The 25,102-nt window shown below is 40.8% G+C and carries 14 protein-coding genes; 5 read left to right on the top strand and 9 right to left on the bottom strand.

Annotated features, from left to right (window positions below):
• Together ACFFRD_RS11490 and ACFFRD_RS11485 are read left to right on the top strand one after the other, a co-directional pair.
• Positions 1–3,309 (top strand): GAF domain-containing protein, encoded by a 3,309-nt coding sequence (locus ACFFRD_RS11490; RefSeq protein ID WP_392481554.1) that lies wholly within the window; start codon positions 1–3, stop codon positions 3,307–3,309.
• A gap of 148 nt (positions 3,310–3,457) precedes the next feature.
• Positions 3,458–7,318 carry a response regulator gene (locus ACFFRD_RS11485; RefSeq protein ID WP_392481553.1) on the top strand — a complete coding sequence of 1,287 codons (3,861 nt, stop codon included), beginning with the start codon at positions 3,458–3,460 and terminating at the stop codon, positions 7,316–7,318.
• A 17-nt stretch (positions 7,319–7,335) separates the two neighbouring features.
• Here the strand turns inward: ACFFRD_RS11485 and ACFFRD_RS11480 are convergent, their stop codons facing one another.
• The 3 genes from ACFFRD_RS11480 to ACFFRD_RS11470 are packed head-to-tail and all read right to left on the bottom strand — an operon-like array spanning position 7,336 to position 10,125.
• The gene (locus tag ACFFRD_RS11480) at positions 7,336–8,064 is read right to left on the bottom strand and encodes a Uma2 family endonuclease (protein ID WP_392481552.1); all 729 of its coding nucleotides are present in this window, start codon (positions 8,062–8,064) and stop codon (positions 7,336–7,338) included.
• Positions 8,065–8,118: 54 nt separating this feature from the next.
• Positions 8,119–9,012, bottom strand: coding sequence for an ABC transporter permease (locus tag ACFFRD_RS11475; RefSeq protein ID WP_392481550.1), 894 nt, complete (start codon positions 9,010–9,012; stop codon positions 8,119–8,121).
• A gap of 27 nt (positions 9,013–9,039) precedes the next feature.
• On the bottom strand, positions 9,040–10,125 hold the full coding sequence (locus ACFFRD_RS11470; RefSeq protein WP_114084065.1) for a PotD/PotF family extracellular solute-binding protein: 1,086 nt from the start codon (positions 10,123–10,125) through the stop codon (positions 9,040–9,042).
• 417 nt (positions 10,126–10,542) lie between these two features.
• Between ACFFRD_RS11470 and cruF the strand changes: the two genes are divergently transcribed.
• Together cruF and cruG are read left to right on the top strand one after the other, a co-directional pair.
• Entirely contained in the window at positions 10,543–11,451 is a 909-nt protein-coding gene (gene cruF, locus ACFFRD_RS11465; protein ID WP_163934978.1) for a gamma-carotene 1'-hydroxylase CruF, read from the top strand.
• A gap of 123 nt (positions 11,452–11,574) precedes the next feature.
• Entirely contained in the window at positions 11,575–12,801 is a 1,227-nt protein-coding gene (gene cruG, locus ACFFRD_RS11460) for a 2'-O-glycosyltransferase CruG (protein WP_392481549.1), read from the top strand.
• Positions 12,802–12,931: 130 nt separating this feature from the next.
• On the opposite strand, the gene rnhA is transcribed toward cruG, so the two are convergent.
• From rnhA to ACFFRD_RS11430, 6 genes are all read right to left on the bottom strand, one after another.
• On the bottom strand, positions 12,932–13,840 hold the full coding sequence (gene rnhA / locus ACFFRD_RS11455; protein ID WP_392481547.1) for a ribonuclease HI: 909 nt from the start codon (positions 13,838–13,840) through the stop codon (positions 12,932–12,934).
• 229 nt (positions 13,841–14,069) lie between these two features.
• Complete coding sequence (locus tag ACFFRD_RS11450; protein WP_392483051.1) at positions 14,070–15,383, bottom strand: amino acid permease; 1,314 nt, start codon at positions 15,381–15,383, stop codon at positions 14,070–14,072.
• Between the two features lie 226 nt (positions 15,384–15,609).
• The gene (locus ACFFRD_RS11445; protein WP_392481545.1) at positions 15,610–17,121 is read right to left on the bottom strand and encodes an ATP-binding protein; all 1,512 of its coding nucleotides are present in this window, start codon (positions 17,119–17,121) and stop codon (positions 15,610–15,612) included.
• A gap of 7 nt (positions 17,122–17,128) precedes the next feature.
• Complete coding sequence (locus tag ACFFRD_RS11440; protein WP_392481544.1) at positions 17,129–19,084, bottom strand: PAS domain S-box protein; 1,956 nt, start codon at positions 19,082–19,084, stop codon at positions 17,129–17,131.
• Between the two features lie 913 nt (positions 19,085–19,997).
• Positions 19,998–21,530: a SagB/ThcOx family dehydrogenase gene (locus tag ACFFRD_RS11435; protein WP_114083822.1), complete on the bottom strand. Its 1,533-nt coding sequence runs from the start codon at positions 21,528–21,530 to the stop codon at positions 19,998–20,000.
• A gap of 240 nt (positions 21,531–21,770) precedes the next feature.
• The gene (locus tag ACFFRD_RS11430) at positions 21,771–22,619 is read right to left on the bottom strand and encodes a M28 family peptidase (RefSeq protein WP_340093241.1); all 849 of its coding nucleotides are present in this window, start codon (positions 22,617–22,619) and stop codon (positions 21,771–21,773) included.
• Positions 22,620–22,935: 316 nt separating this feature from the next.
• Here ACFFRD_RS11430 and dnaK point away from each other — a divergent pair, with 316 nt between their 5' ends.
• A complete protein-coding gene (dnaK, locus tag ACFFRD_RS11425; protein WP_392481543.1) occupies positions 22,936–25,041 on the top strand; it encodes a molecular chaperone DnaK in 2,106 nt (701 codons plus the stop codon).
• The last annotated feature ends 61 nt before the right edge of the window (positions 25,042–25,102 follow it).

The raw sequence follows: 25,102 nt of genomic DNA, 5'->3' as shown, positions 1-25,102 counted from the left end.
ATGACATTTTTGTATAGCAACAGCCATGAAAATGAGCATCTTATATCTGAAGTAGAAAATTTGAATGGGAACGCTAATATAGCAAATATTGCTAGTAATGAAATATCTTTATTAAATGCCATCGCTCAGGAATTTAAAACTTGGCGGCGACAGTTGCAAGACATCGCAACTCATCTGCGCCAAGCTCCAGACATTGATACACTACTCAAAATTACTGTAGCCCAAATTAGAGAAAAAATTGGCTGCGATCGCGCCTTAATTTATCAGTTTACTTCCCTTGATTCAGGTAATGTTTTAGCAGAATCTCGAACATTAGGTTGGACACCAACTCTAGGCGAAAATATTCCTGGAATTATTTTTGGTTTATATACTAACCAAGATTATATCGAACCTGTAGTTATTGATGATATCAATCAGATTCAACTTACCCCTTATCAAAAGCAACTACTAGATAAATTTCAAATCAAAGCTAGTTTGAGTTTACCGATAGTAGTAGAAGGTAAAGTATGGGGATTGCTGGCAGTAAATAATTGCTATTCAACGCGGCAGTGGCAAGAAATAGAAATTAGTCTGCTATCTCAAGTTACAACAGAACTGCTCTACAAATTACAGAGTTTTGAATTCAAAAGAGAAGAACAACAGCGAATACTAGCAAAAAAATCGGTAGCTAAAGTCATCGACAAAATTCTGCGGGCATCAAATGTCGATAAGATTTTTCAAACAACCACTCAAGAAGTACGTCAATTACTAAAATGCGATCGCGTCGGTGTCTATCGCTTTAAACCTGACTGGAGTGGCGAGTTTGTCGCTGAGTCAGTTGGTAATGGCTGGATAAAGATGGTCAGCCCTGATTTTTATATGGTCTGGGAAGATAGCCACTTGCAAGACACCCAGGGAGGACGTTATGCCAAGGGTGAAAGCTTTGTCGTCAAAGACATCTATAAAATGGGTCATGCTCAATGCCACATTGAGATTTTAGAGCAGTATGAAATGAAGGCTTACATCATTGCACCCATATTTTCTGGAGAGAAATTATGGGGCTTGCTGGCAGCTTATCAAAATTCTGGGCCTCGTGATTGGCAACCTTGGGAAGAAAGCTTTGTAACCCAAATTGGACTGCAATTTGGTGTGGCTATCTCGCAAGGCGAATATCTCGAACAAATGCATAAGAAATCTGAACAACTAGCTCAAATAGTTGAACAAGAAAAAGCTTTTACTAAGATAGTAGGACGCATCCGGCAATCTTTAGATGTAGATAGCATCTTCAAAACAACTACTCAAGAAGTGCGTCAATCATTACGATGCGATCGCGTCGCCGTCTATCGCTTTAACCCTGAGTGGGGCGGTGAATTTGTGGCTGAGTCTGTGGGTACTGGTTGGACAAAACTGGTAGGCCCTGATATTAAAACCGTTTTAGATGATACTTACTTGCAAGATACTAAGGGAGGTAGGTATGTCAAAGGTGAAAACTTTATCGTTAACGATATCTATGAAGTAGGGCTTGCTCCCTGCCATATTGAGATTTTAGAGCAGTTTGAAGCCAGGGCTTACATAATTGTTCCTATATTCTTTGGGGATAAATTGTGGGGTTTGCTGGCAGCTTATCAAAATTCTAGCCCCCGTGAATGGCAAACCTGGGAAGTGACCTTTTTGGTTCAGACTAGCTTGCAATTTAGTCTAGCTAAATCACAGATAGATTATTTTGAATTAGTGCGGTTGAAATCTGACAAACTAGCTCAGATAGCAGAACAAGAGAAAGCTGTCACCAAGATCAGTAACCGCATCCGGCAGTCTTTAGATGTAGAAGAAATCTTTAAAACAACCACTCAAGAAGTAAGGCAATTACTGCGATGCGATCGCGTCGCCGTCTATCGATTCAACCCTAATTGGACAGGCGAATTTGTAGCGGAATCAGTAGGCCATAATTGGGTAAAACTGGTAGGCCCCGATATCAAAACCGTCTGGGAAGATACCCACTTGCAAGAAACTCAGGGAGGTCGATATAGCCAAGATGAAAACTTTGTTGTAAATGACATCTATCAGGTAGGTCATTCTCCTTGCCACATTGAAATTTTAGAGCAATTTGAAGTCAAAGCTTATGTAATTGTTCCTGTATTTGCTGGGGAGCAATTGTGGGGTTTGCTGGCAGCTTATCAAAATTCTGGAACTCGTGATTGGGAAGAATCAGAAGTCACGTTGTTAGCACGCATTGGGAACCAGTTAGGACTGGCATTAGAACATACCGAATATTTGCAGCAGGTACAAGCACAGTCAGCAAAATTAGCAGAAGCAGCCGCACGAGAAAAGGCAGCTAAGGAGTTACTACAACAACGATCTATTCAACTCTTAACAGCCCTTAGACCCGCCCTTAACGGTGACTTAACAGTACGCGCACCCATTACAGAAGACGAACTAGGCACGATCGCTGATGCTTACAATAATACCCTGCAAGCGCTGCGGCAAATAGTTCTTCAAGTACAAGGGGCTGCTCAACAAGTTGCTCAAACTTCTACCAAAAGCGAAGCTTCACTGGCGGGACTGACTAATCTAGCACAACAACAATCTGAGGAAATTACCGCAGCATTAGGCGAAATTCAACAGATGGTGGACTCTACTCAAGCTGTGGTGGCAAATGCCGAATTAGTGCAAGTTGCGGTGCAACAAGCCAATGAAACTGTAGAGTCTGGCGATACAGCGATGAATCTGACTGTACAAGCAATCCAAGGAATTCGTGAAACCGTTGCTCAAACCAGCAAAAAGATTAAACGCCTCAGTGAATCTTCGCAAAAAATCTCCAAAGTGGTGAATTTGATTGGTAATTTTGCCACACAGACAAACGTACTGGCTCTGAATGCGGCTATTGAAGCTACCCGTGCCGGTGAATATGGCAAAGGCTTCGCAGTTGTAGCCGATGAAGTCCGTTCTTTATCTCGCCAGTCAGCAGCAGCAACCATCGAAATAGAAAAATTAGTCCAGGATATTCAAGCAGAAACCGGGGAAGTTGCAGTAGCAATGGAAATTGGTATTCAGCAGGTAGTAGAAGGCACAAATCTTGTCAGTGACACTCGCCAAAACTTGAATGCGATCGTTTCTGCAACTGCCGAAATTAGTCAGCTAATCGAGCGGATTACCGCAGCGACTCAAAAACAAATGACCCAATCTGTAACAGTCACAAAATCAATGCAAGATGTAGCAGAAATTGCTAATAAAACTTTTGCTGAATCTCAAGAAATTGCGACTGTGTTTCAAGATTTATCAGGGATGGCGCAAGAGCTATTAACAACTGCTAGCAAGTTTAAAGTCAAATAGATTTTAGATTTTAGATTTTAGATTTTGGATTATGAATGAGGAAGATTTTAAGCGGGGAATAAAGCAGCTAGCATTGCGAGTAATCCGCTTAGTAGAAGCCCTTCGACAGTGCTGAACGGCAGAGCAGATAATCCGTTCAGCAACATCTATGGGAGCTAACGATCGGTCAGCTTGTCGTGGGAAGTCAACCGCGGATGTCATTGCTAAACTCAGCTTGGTAGAGGAAGAAACCGATGAAAGTCTTTATTGGATGGAACTTATTGTTGAGGTTGGTTTATTACCGCTAGAAAAAGTGAGCAATTTGATGTCAGTAAACACTGATATCAAATTGCATCAATCAAAATTTTACGTAACAAATCTAAAATTTAAAATCAAAAATATGATTACAGATAACGAAATTCGCGAACAAGGATACATCTACTTTCTAGCTGAAGCTCCAGAATTAGTACACATTATTGAACAAGAACTATTTAGCTTATCGGAAGGTTATAGCACTGCTAAAGTCCATAATTTAATGCGGGCTACTCATACACTTAAAGGTGGTGCTGCTAATGTTGGGCTGGAAGTTATTAAGATGATAGCCCATTTTTTGGAAGATGTATTTAAGGCTTTATATAACCCAAATGTAGTAATTGATGCTGAACTACAAACACTTTTATTACAAGCTTATGAGTGTCTTAGCATAGCATTAAATACTGAGCTAATAGGCAGCACTGTGAATGATGAAGAACTACTAAATCGAGCAACTTCAGTGTTTTCACAGTTACAAGAAAAGCTAGGTGATGCGTTTGGTGATGAGGCTCATATTCCCACTTCTGAGGAATTGGGATTTGATATTGTCCAGTCAGTTTTTGAGGTGGGAGTAGAGCAACGTCTAAACAGTATTGCTGAAGCTGTTAACAATCCACCAAATAATAAAGAATTTATTGAATTATTACAGTCCCAAGCTGAGGTATTTTTCGGTTTAGCAGAATCTTTAAATTTGCCTGGATTGGGAGAAATTTCCCAAACAATTTTATCAGCACTGCAAGCAAATCCCACTCAAGTACAGCAAATCGCTGAAATTGCCCTTACAGATTTACAACAAGCACAAAAGTTGGTATTAGAAGGCGATCGCACATCTGGTGGAGAAACTTCTCTAGCTTTGCAAAAACTCACACTAGTGGCAAATAATGAGTTAGCTGAAAAATTACAAAATAATTCATCTGCTGAAATATTTGTTATCAATGAAGAGCAATTTTACCAGTTTCTTACTACATCTGACAATAATAAAAATGAATCTGTAAATCCAACAACTGCCAAGTTTTATCTAAAAGTAATTCGCTACATTTTGGGTTGGTTTAATCACGAGATAGAAATACCAGAAGCAGAGCTTAATTTAGATTTACTTGTTCCCAGGTTAGGAAGAGAAAATCTACTTGATTATATTGAAAATTGGCTGAGAAAGTTTCTTGATTTTGTTCAAGATGAACAAGATAGCCAAAGTCTTTGTATTTATAGACATGGGATAATTTTAATCATCCTATTTGCCGTCACAAAGTTTCAGAATTTTGTTAATAAATCTGACGGCTATATCTCAGTCATTAAAATATTACAAAATCGAATTCATAGATTAGCAGAAGAATATAAAACCTATCCTCCTGTTACTACCGAAGAAAAAAATTGGCTTGATATTCCGAAACTGCAAACACTATTAGTTTTTAAAGAAATATCTAAATCTGTATCTTCTCAAACTACTGATAATTTACTAGAGACAATATGGGGAGAAGAAGTTAGCCAAAACCTGACAGAGCCAGTGGTGACAACTCCAAATGATGATTATTCAGAAAAAGTTGATTCATTAAGTCTAAATGAGCAGGTAGCTATAGGAGTTACTGAAACAGCCATTGAAGTTATGCCTGATTTAGCTACACAGATCAACAAAGAAATAGAAGATAAATCACAGTATGTTCAAACTAAAAACTTTCGTCAACCTTCATTTATTCGAGTAGATACAGAAAGACTGCAACACCTCAATTATTTAGCTGGAGAATTACTGATTTACCAAAAAAGACGTACTTTGCAAGATGAACAAGTTAAAGAAATAATTGATCAATTAATACGGCAAATTACTAGACACCAAAAAACTTTAAATGAATTACGCGATCTCCCATTACAAATACCAAATAGTGCCTCACAACAAACGCAAAATTTTGCGGTGAAATTTGACTCTTTAGAAATGGATGTATATACAGAATTTTATACAACATTGCATGAAGCAATAGAAGAAATACTGCAACTACAAGAAACCACAGAATCACTTGAATTGCTCGTGACACAAGCTGCTCAAATTAGTGACAAACAAGAGAATTTAACTCTTAATATTATAGAGAGCTTAGTAGAAGCACGAATGTTGCCTTTGGGCAATATCCTAAATCGTTTCCCCCAGATGGTAAATAAGTTGGGGAATGTTTATGCCAAACTTGTAGAATTGAAACTTACTGGTACTGAGGTACTAGTAGATAAAGCGATCGCAGAAAAACTCTACGATCCGTTATTACATTTAGTACGTAATGCTTTTGACCACGGGATTGAAGCTTCACAACTTCGCCGAGAGCTTGGGAAACCAGAAAAAGGATTAATCGAAATCCGCGCTTATCACCAGGGTAGCCACACTATTATCGAAGTTCGGGATGATGGTCAGGGATTGAATTTAGACAGAATTCGCACAAAAGCTGCTGAATTATATCCCATACAAACTGAAGAAAAAATTAGAAGCTATGCTTCTAATCTGGCAGAACCTGAACTTTTAGACATGATATTTTCACCTGGATTTTCTACTGCCGGTAAAGTGACTGAAATCTCTGGGCGCGGTATGGGGTTAGATATTGTGCGGACTCAGATGAACGCACTTAATGGCTCAATTTCAGTTCAATCCTTACCCAACCAAGGAACAATATTCATACTCAAAATTCCTTTTTCTATGACTACAGAAAAATTAATGCTAGTTCAAGCCAAAGGTGTTATTTATGCCCTTCTTTCGGACAGTATCGAAAAAATATTGATTCCCTCCGAGCAGCAAATTAAAGAAATTGAAGGTCAAAAAGTCTTGCATTGGAACACAGACAATGATGAGACTATGGTCAGCCTCCGTCACCTTTCAAAATTGATTAATTATAATGATTCATTCTTGAATACTGCTGTTCCATACAACACATCAAATACTGACGACCCAAGCATAGCGAAAAATCCAGTGCTTTTGCTCCGACGAAATCAGGGAATGTTTGCTTTGGAAGTTGACCAAATAATTGGTGAACAAGAACTGGTCATCAGACCTTTAGGAAATGCGATCGCACCGCCAAAATACGTTTATGGTTGTAGTAGTTTACCCAATGGTAATCTCATCTTAGTGATTGATGCTTCATTGCTGGTCAAATCTAGCGAGATCCAACAAACAACACTTGATATCATGGCCTTACCAGTAGCTTCTCCCTCAAATAAAAAAGCCTTGGCGATATCGGGAGACACTTTTGCATCTACACCATTACTTACTGCATCTACTTCCATAAAAACGATAGAAACTCAACCCAGTTATTCTCAAAAGCCAGATCATAAATCACCAAAAGTTGTTTTAGTAGTAGATGACGCAATTAGTTTGCGCCAAACTATCTCTCTCACTCTACAAAAATCGGGCTATCAAGTAATACAAGCTCAAAATGGTGTAGAAGCTCTAGAAAAGTTGCAGTTACATCCAGAAATTCAAGTTGTCGTCTCCGATTTAGAGATGCCACGAATGAATGGTTTTGAGTTGTTAGGCAATTTCCGTCAATACCCCAAATTAGCAAAAATCCCTGTGGTGATTCTCACTTCTCGCAGCTCTGAAAAGCATCGCCAACTTGCTCAAGAATTGGGTGCAAAAGCTTACTTAACTAAGCCTTATTTAGAAAATGAATTTCTTTCTACAATTAAGGGGTTAATTAACAGTAATGCAGATGATCTAAATGATTTGCTCATGGTGGTAAATCATTAAAAATTCGTAATTCGTAATTACGGATTACCAGGTAAATTATTTGGATCTACACCTAAAGAACGTAAATACTGCGCTAATTGTTCAGCCCTTTGCCGCTCTTGTTCAGCCCGCGATCGCTCCTGTTGTGCCTGTTCTGCATCTGTCAAATAGCGGTTTCCTTGCTCATCATACCAACATAAAAACTGCTGTTGTATGCCGGCAATTACAGCCTGGTGTCGCCCAATACTTAACCCCACTTCTGGCATAAAATAAGGCTCACCTATTTGTAGCTGGTAGCTTCCATCTATCAATTTATACACTTCAAAAGGTTGATGTTGATCACGTCGCCAAAACTCAGGGTTATAAATTACGTAGTACAATACACCAAGTTTTTTATATATATCTAGCTTCTCGTCATATTCACCTCCTGGGGTATGGGATACCATTTCTAATGTGAATATCGGAACTACCCCATTTTCTTCCCAAACCGCGTAACTTTTGCGTGATTTACCACCCTTTTTCCGTTCTACTCCCACACTTAAAAAAGCATCCGGCACTACAGGTACTCTAGGATTTACGCCTGTGGTGTGATACACTCCCATGTCTACTCCGAAGTACCAATCCAGGCGATTTGCCCAAATGGAGTTGAGTAAGAATAATAAAATGTTGGGCAAAAAGTTTTGGTCTTCGTTATCCACTGGCGTATCGTCTGAACAGGGAAGTTCATCAGTCGTTGGTAACGCATTTTTGAGATCAGGTGAGAGCATAACCGTTGTCTCGCTGGCGTTTGATGCCCTTATTATAAATGAGCGACCAAAAGTTTAGCGTTTGGGTGCAGGTTCGCCAAACTTAATTAAAAGTGCGATCGCAATACTAACAAGCAAAATTAACGTCATACTTAAAGCGGAACCAAATCCCCAATTTTGCGTGGCTCCCAGAAACTGGTTATAAACTAACCTTGCTGCCGTCATACTAGAAGCACCACCAAGTAATTCTGGATCGACAAAATCTCCCAAGCCTGTAATGAATACAAGCATTGAAGCAGCCGTAATTCCAGGCAGAATTTGCGGTACCGTTACCTGGAAAAAAGTTTCCATCGGATTTGCACCTAAATCAGCCGCCGCTTCTAACAACCGCTTGTCTAGCTTTTCGAGAGAAGCATATAAAATCAAAACCATATAGGGTAACAAGCTGTAACTCATACCAATAAATACAGCTTGACTCTGGTTAAGTAATTGCAAAGTAGGCAAGCCTAAAGTGCTGAGAAAACTGTTCAACAAACCAGTAGGACGAAGAATTGTTATCCAAGCATAAGAGCGAAGTAATGAGGAAGTCCACAAAGGCAAAACAAAGCCTAATAGCAGCAAATTACGCCAACGTAGCGGCGCTATTTGAGCAATCCAATAGGCAACGGGGAAGCCTAAAATTAAACAAATTATTGTAGTGCCCAACGCAAAAAATAGCGATCGCACAATTACTTGCAAGTAAAGGGGGTCGAATATTCGGATGTAGTTTTGGAATCCGTTGGGATTAACCAAATCTCCCGGACGAATGTCTGCAACTAAACTTAACTCGAAAATTATCAAAGCTGGCAGCACCAACAAAAGTAATAACCAAATCCCCGATGGTGCAAGTAATATCAAAGGTTGCAGCCAATTTCCTCGCAGGCGAGGCAATTTTTCTATTTGGGAAATTCCATTTTTTTCAATATTCATTACTTATAAATCTAACTCCTAACTATTTTAACTGCTAGTTAATTGAGTCCAATAGCGATCGTAAACCTCTTCAAAGTCTCCTACAGGAGTAACACGTTCACAGTTTGCTAAAAGTGATTCTGCGGGAAATAAATTAGCATTGTCTTGGATTGTTTTTGGCAATTGCTCAAATCCAGCCCTATTAGGCGTAGAAATACTCAAGCGTTGACTGATTTGGGCTGCTAATTCTGGTTGCAAAATCATGTTGATCCAAGCATAAGCTCCAGCTAAATTAGGGGCTGTTTTCGGAATAACAATAGTGTCTGTCCATAGTGAAGAACCACTGCGAGGAATCACATATTTGAGTTTAGGGTTTTCTTGAGCAATTTTTACTGCATCTGCTGAATAGCACATTGCTAGGAGTAAATCTCCTGCCAGAATTTGATTTTGCCAAGCGTCAGTGTCAAAACGTGCGATCGCAGGTTTTAGCACCTTCAACTTTTCATAAGCTTGTTTGATTTCTTGTTCGTTTTTGGAGTTGTAAGAATAACCTAGCATCCGTAAGGTCGCACCCATAACTTCTCGAACATCATTAAGCAAGGTCATCCGTTGATTAAGTTCTTCTTGGTTCTGCCAAAGGTAATCCCAGTCTTGTGGTGCATCTTTGATTTTTTCGGAATTGTAAAGCAAACCTGTTGTCCCCCAGTTAAAAGGGATGCTATATCGGTTATTGGGGTCATAGCTTGGATTCTGAAATCGGGGGAATAAATTCTCTAAACCGATTAAGCGATCGTGATTTATCTCTGTTAACAAACCTTTGTTTACCATCTTCTGCACCATGTAATCAGATGGATTGATGATGCTGTAAATGCCACCGCCTCCAGCTTGCAACTTGGCCAGCATGACATCATTGGAATCATACACATCCGCCAGCACTTTCATACCAGTTTGAGTGCTAAAAGTTCTCAGTAATTGGTTGTCAGTATATTGTGTCCAGGTGAATACATAAAGTTGGTCACGTTGACCATTCGTATTAGAATTAGCACGGACTTCAGCCAGTCTCCAGCCACAACCAGCTAAAGATAAGCTAGAAAGTGCTGCTACCCCTTTTAAAAATCGCCGTCTGTTAGCCATTAAGTTAGAAGTTATTCATCGACAACTTCTAGATTACGGTATACTTTGTATTCCCTGGCCTAATTTTCTGGCATCAATGTATCATTCTTCACTTTAGAGCTTAGTTAATTTATAATAGTTTTCTTCACTCAATGAGATCCCTGCATGGAAGGAATTTTTTATCATACGGGTATCAGTAGGACAAGAAACCAGAATTTTTTGCAGATGGAATTATGTAGATTTTGAATATATAGCTTAAACTAGTAGGTTTATCATCATATTTCTTATAGCTTCAATCAATCGGCTGTTATGCTCTTCCCAAGAAAGCCAAACAAGTTTGTAGAGAATTGCGGCACAAAGTATTTAAATATGTTGTTAAACATTTGTAAACTGTTAGCAGCCGAGTAGCCGCGTGTCACATCTTGTTAAGGAATTATCATGAGACAACTTGTTATCGTTGAGCGCGTATGCCTGATTGGTCATATCGTGTCAAAAGCCTTCGGACTGGTAGGGATGCTACTGGTCATACCTAATGCCGACATAATTTTCAACTTATCGCAGGTTGGAGAAACTGCCGTACAGTTAAGTATGGCTGGTGGCGGTGTAGTTGATATCATTTTGGGGACAATAGCTGTCTCTATTTATGCCTACCGGACGCTGGGATTGGGAACTTGGCTAGCATTTATGCTGCCGGCTATGCTTATCTCTTTGGGAAGTGAACTACTGGGAACCAGCACAGGTTTTCCATTTGGAGATTATAGCTACTTAAGTGGCTTGGGTTATAAGATTGCAGGGCTAGTTCCTTTCACAATTCCTTTGTCTTGGTTCTATGTTGGACTGTCGTCTTATTTAATTGCGAGAACTGGTTTGAAAGTGGCTCAAAAACCCAGTTGGGGTCGCCATATTGCGGCTATAGCTGTTGGTGCTTTACTCTTCACTTGCTGGGATTTTGCCCTTGAGCCAGCTATGAGTCAAACTTCTCTGCCTTTTTGGTATTGGGAACAACCAGGAGCTTTCTTTGGCACACCTTACCAGAACTATGCAGGTTGGTTTGGCACTAGCGCCCTGTTTATGAGTGTGGCAGGCTTGTTGTGGAGAAACACATCGATTAAATTAGAGCGATCGCAACTCAATCTACCCTTAGTCGTTTATTTGACCAACTTTGCCTTCGCCGCCGGACTAAGTTTGGCTGCTGGGTTCTCCATCCCTGTATTGCTCGGTTTATTGCTTGGTGTGGCTCCCGCCGTGGCTCTGTGGTTAAGGAGTTCAACCACACCCGCTCAAGTTGCTGTTGAACCAGTAAGCAAAGAAGTATCAGTAGCAAAGGTTGAAGTTGCCTTAAAATAGCCTAGAAATTGTGGAGTGGGGAATGGAGAATGGGGAATAGAGTAACAGGGATTAGCAATTCCCAATTCCCAATTCCCAATTCCCATTTATTTTGTATAGTCGCACTTTTAATTGATAAGTATTTTGACAACAGTAGACAACGCTTTAATAGTAGAAAGTGCCATATCCTTTTTATTGCTACTTATTCAAGTACCAGCAACGGCGATTCTGTTTTCGCGTTTGCTAAAGGGGCCAAGAAGACTGCCACCAATAAAACCGCAACAGCCAACGCCAGAGCTTTTAGGTAAGGTTAGTGTCGTAGTTCCCACACTGAACGAAGCGCTTCGCATTAGCCCTCTGTTAGCTGGTTTAAGTCAGCAAAGCTACGAAGTTCGGGAAATTCTTGTTGTAGATAGCAACTCCAGTGATGGTACACCCGACTTAGTAAAAGCCACACAGCAAAAAGATCCGCGCTTTCGCGTGATGACAGATGATCCTTTACCCTCTGGTTGGGTGGGGCGGCCTTGGGCGTTGCATAACGGTTTTCTATATAGCTCTGAGGGTAGTCAGTGGTTTTTGGGGCTGGACGCTGATATTCAACCACATCCTGGTTTGGTTGCGGGTTTAGTGAAGACGGCCGAAGCACAAGGCTATGACTTAGTTTCCCTTTCGCCCCAGTTTATCCTCAAATATCCAGGGGAATGCTGGCTACAACCAGCTTTGTTGATGACTTTACTTTACCGATTTGACCCTGCTGGCATCAATGCAGAGCAGCCTGAACGGGTGATGGCAAATGGGCAGTGTTTTTTGTGTCGTCGCTCCGTTTTAGCTGCTGTGGGTGGTTACAGCAGCGCCAGTAGTTCTTTTTGTGATGATGTCACCTTGGCACGAAATATTGCAACTCTTGGGTATAAAGTGGGCTTTTTAGATGGCGCAAAGGTGCTGAAAGTACGAATGTATGAAGGGGCGATGGAGACGTGGAAAGAATGGGGGCGGAGTCTCGACCTTAAAGATGCAACTTCTCGTTCTCAGTTGTGGGGAGATTTATGGCTACTCACATCTGTTCAAGGTCTACCCCTTTTAATTGTCCTCAGTTTTTTATTGATTTCTCCATCACTCTCGTACTCGCTACAGACGCAATTAATCGCGTCTGTACCCACTCCCCTACTTCTTCTACTGGGACTGAATTTATTCTTGGTAGTGATTCGCTTTGCGATGCTAATTGCGATCGCACCTTCCTACGATCGCAAAAGTGCTAAAGGCGGCTGGTTATTCTGGCTTTCCCCTTTAGCCGATCCCCTCGCGGTGCTGCGAATCTTCTTATCTGCGTTCCACAAGCCACGCGAGTGGCGAGGACGCAAGTATATATAGTGGGGAATGGGGAATTGGGAATGGGGCATTGGGAATGGGGAATTGGCATTGATTATTAAATATTCTCCTCTGCTCCCCCTGCCTCCCCTGCTCCCCCTGCCTCCCCTGCTCCCTTCCCCCTGCCCATTTCCTACTCCTCTTCACCTCCTACTTGATCCCCGCGTTCCAGTTCCCAAAGAATTTGATTTCCTTCACGGCGTACCCGTGACACTATCCAGTTTCGCCAGCGCCATTGATCTCCCCGACTGGTAACAGCGCTGGCGTGGACATCCATCAAGTCTGCTAACTCAGAACTGGTGATTAAATAGCCTTTTTCTGAAATTTCGTCAGCGATACGCAGAGTTTCGACCAAGCTGCGGAGTTGCGAAACCCTGATTTCTGCCGGTTTTTCATCGATAGTGGCCGCAGTAGGCCCAGTTGATGGTTCCATAACGGTTATTTCTAGTGCAGAAGTACTGATTTCTTGGTGACTTTGGTTAATTATTCGAGACTTTTTTTCATAATCAGCTACTTTTGCTACATTTAGTTCATTTGTGGAAGGTAAAGATTTATAAAAATTTGTAGAAGTAAATTGTTGTAGCGAAGGGATTTTGCCACTAGCATAAGTGCGAGCGATCGCATCACAACGTTCGTTACCTATGTTACCAGAATGTCCCCTGACGTGTTGCCATTTTACCTGTTGGGTATTGAGTTCATCAAGAATTTCTAAAAGCTCTTGGTTTTGGACGGGTTTACCATCTGATTTTTTCCAGCCTTTCTTTTTCCAGCCTTTCACCCACTTGGTTACGCAGTTAATCAGGTATTCGCTATCGGTATGGAGGGTGATTGCTTGGGTTTGTTGAGATGTTTGCAGAAATTGGAGGGCTGCGATCGCAGCTTGCATTTCCATTTTATTATTGGTGGTATGAGGCGATGCATCGCCCATTTCGTGGATTGAGCCATCGCTAAAGTAGACGACAACTCCCCAACCACCAGGGCCAGGGTTCCCGGTGCAAGCGCCATCGGTGTATATACTTTGGATTGTGGGTTGATTGGACATGGTTTAGGATATCGAACCGCAAAGGACGCAAAGCCAAGAGTGATTAGCGGCGAATTTTTGTAAAGAATATTCAGGTTATTATACTGGTTAGTATTCCAGTAACAATGCTTCACAAAACGCGATAGGTTAAAACTGAAGATGCGATTTGGTTGGTTGCTAGTGCGATCGCTGTGCTACTGATAAAGTTTTCTAAGTTGCGGTTAATAGTACCTTGGATTCTACTATGGTTTTACTCTGTGTAAATTACTAGAATTTGTCTTCCCATCATGGTTAATGCCACTGCAATCATTACAATGAGTGTCAACTTTCCACCAGGAACGAGTGGTTGATTTGTGCTATCTGAGTTTTCTTGTTCTTGACGTTGCTTCCAACTCATTAACGCCGGAATAATTCCACCCAGAACTGAGATACTGAACGTTCCAGTGTAATCTAGAGCAGTAAAAAAGATGCTGGGATTGAGCGTTCCGAGAGTCATCGGCGGGAAAAGAACCAGTGAATAGAGGGGGAAACGGCTAGAAAGCTTGCTCTGTCCAAGAAAAATATCTTCGAACAAATCCAGCAATCCGTACACAAATCCAATGAATGATGTGACGATCGCAAACTCTGAAAAAATAGATACTAGAACTCCTAACCATTCTCCCGCACCGCCTGCTCGGAGAATTTGCAGTGGGTCAAAAACAGTTCTACCATCAGATGTGTCATATTGCATATCAGCACTGACGCTTCCTAAAATTACGGCATTCCACGCCAAGAACATAATTAGAGGAATCACAGAACCAATTAAGATAGACTGACGAATTTTGCCGGCATCCCCTTCGAGTTGCGTCACAACTAACGGCACAACGTTTTGGAAAAATAGCGCCACAGACATCACTGAAATAGCACTACCAAGGGCACTCCAGTTCTGAAATAAGAGTTGGGCACTCTGAATGTTCCTTCCTGCGAAAAACAATAATCCCAAAAAAGACACGATGACAATTCCGACAAAGGCACTGTTTAATTTCTCAATAAACTTTTCTCGCCCAAGATACATAATGCCACCAAATAACAGCGTGAAAGTCGTTGTGCCCATCCACGTTGGTAATATCTGCACACTCCAGATTTTTGCTGCCGCATATCCTAAAATCTCTCCACCTTGGGTAATGTATGCCACCAAGAGAGCATAATGCATAAATAAATATGCACCGCCAGCCATTTTCGCTCCCAGCTTACCAAGGATTTTCTCAACAACTCCCAAAAAACCTATGCTTACACGCCCTTCTGTTCGCATCGTGTTTAAGGTAACTTCTGCAACCAATAACCCTGAAACTAAAGCGTAGAGCCAAACAGCAATCAGTCCAGATGTGGATGGTATAATACCAGACGGCAGAGTAACGGCTGGTAGGGCGAGAATTCCAGCCCCAACAGTGGTTCCCGCAATCAATGCAGTACTTCCCAATACACTACCCGGTTGATGATTATGCTTTTTTCCATCAAATTCAAGATGAGAAAACAACCGAGTGACTTGCTCTGAATCTTTGAGAACAGTCTCTATGGGAAGCATATTAAATACCCGTACATAAACCCGATTAACAATACTAGCATCTGGAAATATTCTTCGCAAAAACACTGATGTTTCTATTTTTTCAGAGAAATTTTAGCGAAAAATAAGCGATCGCCATTTCATCGTTAACAAATTTTTTTGAGCAGGAGTGTAATTTGTAGTACTTGAAAAAAGCAGGTTAAAAGGCTATTTCATAATCAATTTGATTCTCAAAATAAAACTACCTCTAGCTTTCGCTTGAGCTATCGGAATTTAAGGGCAAAATTACTGTAAATGTAGTACCTACTCCAATTTGACTTGTAACACTAATTTGACCCCTGTGAGCATCAACGCACCTTTTAACGATTACTAAACCTAACCCAGTACCCTTAATTGATTGGACATTTGAGCCTCGGTAAAATGATTCAAAAAGTCTAGCTTGATCTGCTTCTGGAATGCCCATACCTTGATCTTGAATATAAAAAATTGCTACCTTCTCAATTGGATCACATATTAAATTAAACTCAATCTTGCCACCTCTTGGAGAATATTTAATCGCGTTTGAGAGGAGATTCCCGAACATATAATTTAATAGTCCTTCATCCATTACAGCGTCAGTGCGATCGCTATGACAAGTAAAAACAACTTCACACACGCTACTTTCAACAATAGAAAAATCTTTGATTAACTCTAGACAGAATTGCTCTAAGTTAAGTGGAGCAGGGTTATATACAAGTTTTTTTGCCTCCGCTCGACCCACAAACAGCACTTCTTCCATGAGTTTTTCCATAGACTGCACAGCACCTTGAATTCGCTTTAAATAAATTCCTCTTTTTACATCTGTCAAATTTGCTCCTTTCATCTCTATAAGCTCTACTGCCGTTTGAATAACAGTCAGAGGATTACGGAACTCATGAGATACGGTAGAGATAAATAAGGACTTGAGACGGTTAAGTTCTTGCTCCTTTTCTAATGCTTTCTCTAGCACTTTTGTTTGGCGGCGATCGCTAAGATCCCAGAAAACAACTACTACACCATTTATTTTATCTGCCCCTCCCTTCAGTGGTGAAGCACTATCACCAATTGGAACTCTTTTTCCGTCTCTTCTAATCAGAGATGTGAATTCCTCTAAATAAACAACTTGCTGCTCCCGCAGCACTTTTGTCACTGGGTTTTCTAATATAGTATCTGTGGCTTCATCGACAATATGAAAAATATTTGCTGCCTCATTTCCTAAAGCATCTTTTTGCTGCCAGCCAGTGAGTGCCTCAGCTGCGGGATTCATAAATGTCACATTTCCCTGCTCATTTGTAGCAATTACAGCATCGCTTATTGAGTTTAAAAGGGTTGCCAACTGATCTCGATTTTGCCGTAGTTCACGCTCTAACTGGTGTTTTAAAAGACCGATTTCAATTGCTATCTTTAAATCTTTTGTAGTAAATGGTTTAACAATGTATCCAAAAGGTTGGGTAATTTTCGCTCTTTCTAAAGTATTATTATCACCATAAGCAGTTAAAAATATTACAGGAACGTCTAACTGCTCGCGAATATGGCTGGCAGTAGCAATACCGTCCATTTCACCTTTAAGAATAATATCCATTAAGACTAACTCTGGTTGAGTTTCCAATGCCTTAGCAATGGCAACTTTTCCAGACGAAGCTGTTCCCGTAACAACATAACCTAGTTGACTAAGTTGGCTAGCAATAGCCCTAGCCACAATCACTTCATCTTCAACAACTAAAATCCTAGCTTGACCCATTTGATATTTACTGATGCAAAGTTAACTGCTTAAATTTGATTTTGAATCCTGTTCCATGATTACGTTCTAGGGTGATGTTGCCTTCTAGCTGTTCTGTAACCAAGTCATATACTAATGACAGACCCAAAGAATCAGTATTTGTCCAATCTAAATTAGCTGGTAAACCAATTCCATTATCTTGGATAGTCATCTCGATACTATTATTGATATTGCGTAGAGCAATACTGATTGTACCTACTTGTTGATTCGGAAAAGCGTGCTTGAGAGCATTGGAGATTAATTCGTTAATAACCAATCCACAGGCAATAGCTTGATCGACATTCAAATTCACTGAATCTATATCAGTTTCTAGAGTAATTCTATCAGGCCATATTTGATAGGAAATTAGCAGGCTTGCTGCTAAATTACTTATATAATCGGCAACATCAATCTGCCCAATATTAGCAGAAGTGTACAAATTTTTATGAATTAAAGATATTGACTCAATTCGGTTTTGACTTTCTCGAAGAACTTTGATGGCTTCAGGATCTTTGAGTGTTTGAGACTGAAGTTGTAATAAACTAGAGACAATTTGCAAATTATTTTTAACTCGATGATGAACTTCCTTTAACAGAACTTCTTTTTCAGCTAAGGCATTTTTTAATTTGACTTGAGCTTTTTGTCTTTGAACAAGTTCAGTTTGAGCTTGCTCAAAGATGCTGGATTGTTGAATTGCGATCGCTAATTGGACTGTCACTTGATCGAGCAAATCTAATTGATTTTTTTCCCACTCACGAAAACCAGAGCATTGGTGAGCAATTAATAAACCCCAAAGGTGAGAGCCAGGGTTTTGAGAACTTACTTCTAGTAAAATGGGTACAACTAAATTTGCTTTGACTTCAAATTGTTCTAATAAGCGAATATGACAATCAGTTAGTCCAGCTTCATAAATATTAGCGATCGCTCGTTTGTTTACTTGGTAATATTCCGCTCCTTTGCCTGTTTGAAAACACGTATCATAAATCTCTACCCCCAAAGAAACTCTCCATCCAGGTTCTACTGACTCCGCCATGATTGTGCCGATCATTTCTGAGTCAAACTGATAAACTACTACTCGATCAACGCCAAGTAAATCTCGCACTTCTTGAACTGTTGCATTCAAAATATCTTGGAGATTCAAAGATTGGCGAATTCGTTGAGCAACAGTTCGCATCAATTGCTCCCGTTCGGCTTGACCTTTTAGAGCTAGTTCAGTTCGCTTGCGCTCCGTTATATCTTGACCAATAGTGATAATTTGACCATTTGAAAGTTTAACGTTTGTCCAAGATGTATCTAGTAAATCACCATCTCGAAGCTGAGTTCTGAAGTCAGCCCAATTGTGTTGTGCAGACTGCATAAAATTAATCACATCCTGTCGATATTCAGCATTAGGATATAATGCTTCTAAAACATCATCAGTTTGGAAGTCTTTAAATTTCCAGCCTAAAACACTTTCCCATTCTTGGTTTACCCACTGAAGTTTACCATTGGTATCAATAAGTGCAATCATCAATGGTATACTCTCAAAAATCCTCCGCAAAAATTCATTTTGTTCTTGAAGTTTTCTTTCTATTTGTTTGTGTTCTGTAATGTCTCGGATATTAACTAACCGAGCATTATAATTGGCATAGTTTATTGTATGCGTGACAACTTCAACATCAAGAATCTGTCCGTCTTTTCGACGATGTAGCCATTGTCCAGAAAAGTGCAAGTTAGTGTGCTTTTTTCCTAAATATTCTCTGAAGACAGGTACATTTTCTGGAGGAAAAATGTCAGTTATTCGCATTTGCAAAAATTCTTCTCGTGAGTAGCCATAGTGGATAACAGCAGCTTCATTGACATCCAAAAATTGCAGATTATTCTGGTTATATATCCACATTGGGTTAGGATTTTTAGAGAAAAGGAGCACTTCTAGCTGTTGGCTTTCATTTTCAGGAAATAGCATTAGTGGTTGTGTGAAAAAATTTTGTAAAATACCAGATTTAATTGGCTTCAATCTCAAAATGAAATTAACAGAAATTACGCATTAAAAATCTGAAATCCAGATATTTCTTGAGCCACGTCACTTGCTCTACTTGAGGAGACCCCAGACGCTCGCAGGCTCTCTAATGCTTTTAGTATCTCCCTATGGGAGAAGACCGCAGTAGTTCCCTTTTTTTTGATAGAAACAAGATGAGTTTTAATACATCCTCTAAATATTAATTAAATGTTTCTAATACTTGCAAATTAAAATCGTGTTTTTCCTAATGTGAGTAATGGGATATTAAATTAGCTAAATCCATGTTCAACATTAAAAAATAATTTGATTAAAAAGTTCTAAACAAAAAAACTAACTATTTATTCTGGATTGTGTAACATGAGCGCCATCGATTACAGGCGTTCATATTACACACTCCACAAAATTGGATAATGTACTTACTTATTGAAAATCCCTTAATCAAAGTTTTTACTCCACAACATTGTTAAAATATTTATGTTTTCTTGGAATAATTTATTCCATCTGAATAGGCACTTGAGGTTGCTTAAAGGTGATATGAAAATGCGCCTATAAAAGTGATGCAATGCAAAACTACAGGCTGTAGGGGCAATTTATGAATTACCCCTATGTAAATAAAGCGTAGCCTCACCTAGAATTAGTATGAGTTTCAAAAAAGTTCATATTCCCCATCAGTATTTTTATCAAATTATGGGCACTTTTTGCAACATAATTGATAGATGAGTTTATCCCAATTTTTTGTGAAACTGCACAAAATCAGTCAGTTTTGGTAAGACTTGGGCTTAAGACCCTTGTTATATCTAATTTAGATGTGCTTCAGTAATTTGCGGTAGCCTGCGGTAAGCTTGTGTACATCTACGTTTTATCTTGGATGTCCCAATGTAGTGATATATAGAGCAGCTTCATCAGAGGGAATACCCAAAACTTCATTTACTTGGTCATCAAAGAATCCACCGATACCGCTAACGCCTACATTTAGGTGCATTGCGGCTAAATTCAGGCGCTGTCCCAAATGACCCGCATCCAGATGTAAATAACGGTAAACGCGATCGCCATATTGAGCGATCGCAGCTTTCAGATCGGCTGTATGGAATAATACTGCTGCTGCATCCCGCCCTAATTCTTGCCCCAAGCAGAGAAAATGTAACTCTCGCCGGAAATTTTTAAACCGAATTTGGCGTAATTCTTGGGCTTTGGGCGCGTAATAGTAACAACCTGCCTCCAGTCCTTTAACTCCGCAAACAGCAATAAATGTTTCTATTAAATTCAAATCAAAGTAGTCTGGAGAAATATCTAAACTTTGGTCGATGTAATTTTGCGGTTGGTAAGTGAAATCTAGTAGACTTTTCAATTGATCGAAAGTTAAATCATCACCATTATAAGCGCGGGTAGAGCGTCGCTTATACATTGTATTTTCCAGTTCTGACAGCTTTTGTCCCCAGTCTATAGGTGTAGTGGTGGTGGGGATTTTCAAACAGAAAGGAAAGTTATATTTATCCTCTAAAGATTTTTCTTGTTTGATAACTGGTAGATTGAGATTGCCAGTTATACCTGATTGGATCTGGGTGTGTCGATGGAAATATGTCAGCAATTCACCATCGGGGATTTGGGGATAATTGGTTTCGGTGGCGGAAGGTAAAGCAGTACATCCCAATGGCAAATTCTGATTAACATCTAACAAGTCTGCCAGAGGTAAGACAGCGATCGCACCTTCTTGTTGCGGATCGATATAAAGCAGATCGTTTACCGATTCATCCACAAAGCCGCCGATTAAATGAGGGCGAAAGTCAGTAATCGCACCAGCCAATTCGATATTACCTAATAGATGTCCCGTGTCTAGAAAAATCCGGCGATAAGCCCGATCTTCATAGCGCCAGGCAGAACGATAAAATACCGCAGTAACAATAATTGCTAATTGGGTGTTTTCTAAAGAAGGATGCCAGAAACAAGCTGCTTGAAGAGTTTGCCAAACATCACTTTCCCAATAATGCATCAGCGAATGAGTCCGACACTGGTAGTTATACAAACCAGGTGGCAATAACGACGTGCCACGGGAAACCACATACACCTCAGCAGGGTACAATCCGCCGGCACTGGGAGCAGCGCGTAAATATACCGCACTACCCATAGAAGGCATTCTCGCTGTCAATCCATAGCTGCGAAACAGCAACCGTGAAAGTCTTTGCCACCATTGAGCATCTGGATTGTTGGCAAATCCCTCTGATTTTTCTTGGATATAGGGTTTGAGATCAATATTAGAGCCAATTTTGTACTCTTTGAAAGGCACTGGCTGTTTAGTCCAGTCTAACTGCTGACTTTTGGAGGCAAGAGTCTCAGGGTTGTATTTAGTCCGTTCGTGATAATGCTGGGCAATTGATTGGTGTAATTCTGGCATAGTACTTTTAATATCCTTGGGGCATTCTTTTTTTGATCTTGGCATTCATTAGCCTCATTGTTTCGTGTCAATTCGTACAATCCTCATAGTCACAAAGTGGTAATTGGTAACAACTGCATTGGGAATGGGGAATTGGGAATTGGGAATCTGGGCAAAAATAATGTAGAGACGTAGCACTGCTACGTCTCTACAAGGGTTCTGGATAACGCATATTTAATTTCTGGATATGTCTAATATTTTTCATAACCGCCGAATCGCAATTTCTAACCCTTCACAGACACCACTAAGAAAATCTAAATCTAAAGTAGCGATCGCATCACTGGGTTTGTGATAATGGGGATTTCGCAAAAATGCCGTATCTGTCACCATCATTGCTGGATAGCCTAAATCCCAGAAAGGGGCATGATCGCTAAGTCTGGTTTGGGGAACTATTAAACCTCGATTCGGCACAGGTAGCCATTGACTGGCTACGCCAGCTTTGCGAATATTACGGCTCATCCCAATTAAGTCAGGCAATGTCCGCAAATTGCCAATTAAAGCAATAAAATCACCTGTATCTGGATAGAAGCGTTCCAGAGGAGGGGGATAACTTTGAGAACCAGGCGTAGAATCCTTATAGCCCAGCATTTCTAGGGAGATCATTAAACGTAGCTGTTGCTTTTGTTGGTGCAACAGGGCTGCATAATCAGCACTACCTAGTAAGCCGTATTCTTCCATATCGAAAGCAACCAGCCTTAATGGATATCTTATAGCTTGGGCAGCAAACTTTCTCGCCAATTCCAGCAAAACTGCCACACCTGTGGCATTATCATCAGCCGCAGGTGTTCCCGGAACGCCATCATAATGAGCGCCAATTAAAATCGGTGGCAAATCCTTTTTTTGCCCTCTAGCTTGGGAGGGTAAATTTAATATCAAGTTCTTACAAGCTTTACCCCTGACTTCAAAGGTGTGGATTTCCACACTCCCCCATTGGGAAAATTCCTGGCGGATGTATTCTTGGACGAAAAAATGTCCAGCTGTTGCCATGTAAGGATCGCGTTCTCGTGCGATCGCACTCAGGGAAGTTTGTAATCGCTTTGTTAAATTCAAATGTTTAAAATAGCGGTAATATTAAGGTTTTCAGGCACTCAAATAAGCAGAATTTTTTTATTAAGGTGCATTTAGCAACTTACAGATTCAGTGCATAGAAGTAACCGGATAACAAGAATTGAGGCTGCTTAGACACAGCAATCATCGTCAATGCTATCCTAGTCTTGCAACTATCTCCTCTAGCTGAACTTCTTAGCTCATTGCCTTAATGATGACTATTATACCATTGAGGTGTTTTCATCCCATAGCACAAAGCTAGAGGTAGTTTCGCCCAATCATAATAAATATATAAGACACTTTAGGAGAAGAGTAACGCATGGGCAAGGTAGTCGGCATCGACTTGGGTACAACCAACTCAGTAGTCGCCGTTATGGAGGGTGGCAAGCCGGTGGTGATTGCCAATGCAGAAGGAATGCGAACAACCCCCTCCGTAGTTGGCTTTAGCAAAGAAGGCGAAAGGGTAGTTGGGCAAATGGCACGCCGCCAAACCGTCCTCAATCCCCAAAATACCTTTTTTGCAGTGAAACGCTTCATTGGGCGCAAATATGCCGAACTTAGTCCAGATTCTAAGCGTGTACCCTACACCATCCGCAAAGATGAAGTAGGTAATATTAAAATTGCTTGTCCCCGTCTCAATAAAGATTTCGCCCCAGAAGAAATTTCGGCAATGGTGCTGAAGAAATTGGCAGACGATGCTAGTCGCTATTTGGGTGAACCAGTCACAGGGGCAGTGATTACAGTCCCCGCTTATTTTAACGATTCTCAACGGCAAGCAACCCGCGATGCTGGCAGAATTGCTGGTTTAGAGGTGCTGCGGATTCTCAATGAACCAACTGCCGCATCTTTGGCTTATGGATTAGATCGGGGTGACACGGAAACTATCTTAGTCTTTGACTTGGGTGGCGGTACTTTTGACGTGTCGATTTTAGAAGTGGGCGATGGGATATTTGAAGTCAAAGCTACCAGTGGAGATACGCAACTTGGTGGTAATGACTTTGACAAAGTAATCGTAGATTGGTTAGCAGAGCAATTTCTGGAAACTGAAGAAATAGACTTAAGACGCGATCGCCAAGCTTTGCAACGTCTGATGGAAGCTGCGGAAAAAGCCAAAATAGAGCTTTCTGCTGTCAGCGTTACTGATATTAACTTACCCTTCATCACCGCTACGGAAGATGGCCCCAAACATCTAGAAACTCGTTTAACTCGTTCCCAGTTTGAAGGTTTGTGTGGTGATTTGGTAGGGCGATTGCGGACACCAGTGAAACGCGCCCTCAAAGATGCCGGACTTTCACCTAGAGACATTGAAGAAGTTGTCTTAGTTGGTGGTTCTACACGGATGCCAATGGTGAAACAGCTAGTGCGCGACTTGATTGGTACAGAACCTAACGAAAATGTCAATCCTGATGAAGTAGTGGGAGTGGGTGCAGCAATTCAAGCTGGAATTCTTGCAGGTGAACTCAAAGATGTGCTGCTTTTGGATGTCACACCCCTTTCTTTGGGATTGGAAACCATCGGCGGCGTGATGAAAAAACTCATTCCCCGCAACACTACTATCCCAGTCCGCCGTTCTGACATTTTTTCTACGTCTGAAAATAACCAAAACACCGTGGAAATTCACGTAGTTCAGGGCGAACGGGAAATGGCAGGAAACAATAAGTCTTTAGGTCGTTTCAAGCTGTATGGTATCCCCCCAGCGCCACGAGGAATTCCCCAAGTTCAGGTGTCATTTGATATCGATGCTAACGGTATTTTACAGGTAACAGCCTTAGATAGAACCACTGGGCGAGAGCAAAGTATCACCGTTCAAGGCGCTTCCACCTTGAACGAGTCAGAAGTGAATCGGATGATTCAAGATGCACAGAAATACGCCGATGTTGATCGCGAACGTAAAGAAAGGGTAGAAAAGCGGACTCGTTCTGAGGCATTAATTTTCCAAGCAGAACGGCAACTTAGAGAAGTTGCGCTTGAATTTGGTATGCAGTTTGCCCGCAGCCGTCGCCAAAGAATTGATAATATTTGCCGAGACTTAAAAGAGAGTCTGAAGGAAAATAGCGATCGCGGTATCGATCAAGCCTACGCCGATTTGCAAGATGCTCTCTATGAGCTAAATCGGGAAGTCCGTCAGACTTATGCTGAAGATGAAGATGACGATTTGTTAGGTACTATCCGTGACATTTTTACTGGCGGTGATAAGGATAAAGAACGCGAATTTCCTAGAGATACATATCGGGAACGCGATTCATTCGGTAAGGACTATGGCAGAGATTACAGTAAAGACTATGGCCGAGACAATAGCCGAGACTATGGCCGAGATAATAGCCGAGACAGTCGTTCTTCCTCTTATGAAAGCCGTCCTCCACGCAAATCTCGTCCCAGCTACCAAGATAACTGGGATGATGAAGATGACAATGATTGGTTGTAGTACTTTTAATAAAAGTTAGGAGTTAGGAGTGAGAAGTTTAAAATTAAATCTTTCAACTCCT

The sequence above is a fragment of the Nostoc sp. C110 genome, from assembly GCF_043099725.1.
GTDB lineage: Bacteria > Cyanobacteriota > Cyanobacteriia > Cyanobacteriales > Nostocaceae > Nostoc > Nostoc muscorum_A.
The sequence above is the reverse complement of the archived record's forward strand: the minus strand, read 5'-3'. Positions and strand labels throughout refer to the sequence as shown.

Coding starts and splice junctions, on each gene's coding strand:
- ACFFRD_RS11445 (WP_392481545.1), bottom strand. CDS start 17,121: ATGGGTCAAGCTAGGATTTTAGTTGTTGAAGATGAAGTGATTGTGGCT.
- dnaK (WP_392481543.1), top strand. CDS start 22,936: ATGGGCAAGGTAGTCGGCATCGACTTGGGTACAACCAACTCAGTAGTC.
- rnhA (WP_392481547.1), bottom strand. CDS start 13,840: ATGTCCAATCAACCCACAATCCAAAGTATATACACCGATGGCGCTTGC.
- ACFFRD_RS11450 (WP_392483051.1), bottom strand. CDS start 15,383: ATGCTTCCCATAGAGACTGTTCTCAAAGATTCAGAGCAAGTCACTCGG.
- ACFFRD_RS11440 (WP_392481544.1), bottom strand. CDS start 19,084: ATGCTATTTCCTGAAAATGAAAGCCAACAGCTAGAAGTGCTCCTTTTC.
- ACFFRD_RS11485 (WP_392481553.1), top strand. CDS start 3,458: ATGGGAGCTAACGATCGGTCAGCTTGTCGTGGGAAGTCAACCGCGGAT.
- cruF (WP_163934978.1), top strand. CDS start 10,543: ATGAGACAACTTGTTATCGTTGAGCGCGTATGCCTGATTGGTCATATC.
- ACFFRD_RS11470 (WP_114084065.1), bottom strand. CDS start 10,125: ATGGCTAACAGACGGCGATTTTTAAAAGGGGTAGCAGCACTTTCTAGC.
- ACFFRD_RS11490 (WP_392481554.1), top strand. CDS start 1: ATGACATTTTTGTATAGCAACAGCCATGAAAATGAGCATCTTATATCT.
- ACFFRD_RS11435 (WP_114083822.1), bottom strand. CDS start 21,530: ATGCCAGAATTACACCAATCAATTGCCCAGCATTATCACGAACGGACT.
- ACFFRD_RS11475 (WP_392481550.1), bottom strand. CDS start 9,012: ATGAATATTGAAAAAAATGGAATTTCCCAAATAGAAAAATTGCCTCGC.
- ACFFRD_RS11480 (WP_392481552.1), bottom strand. CDS start 8,064: ATGCTCTCACCTGATCTCAAAAATGCGTTACCAACGACTGATGAACTT.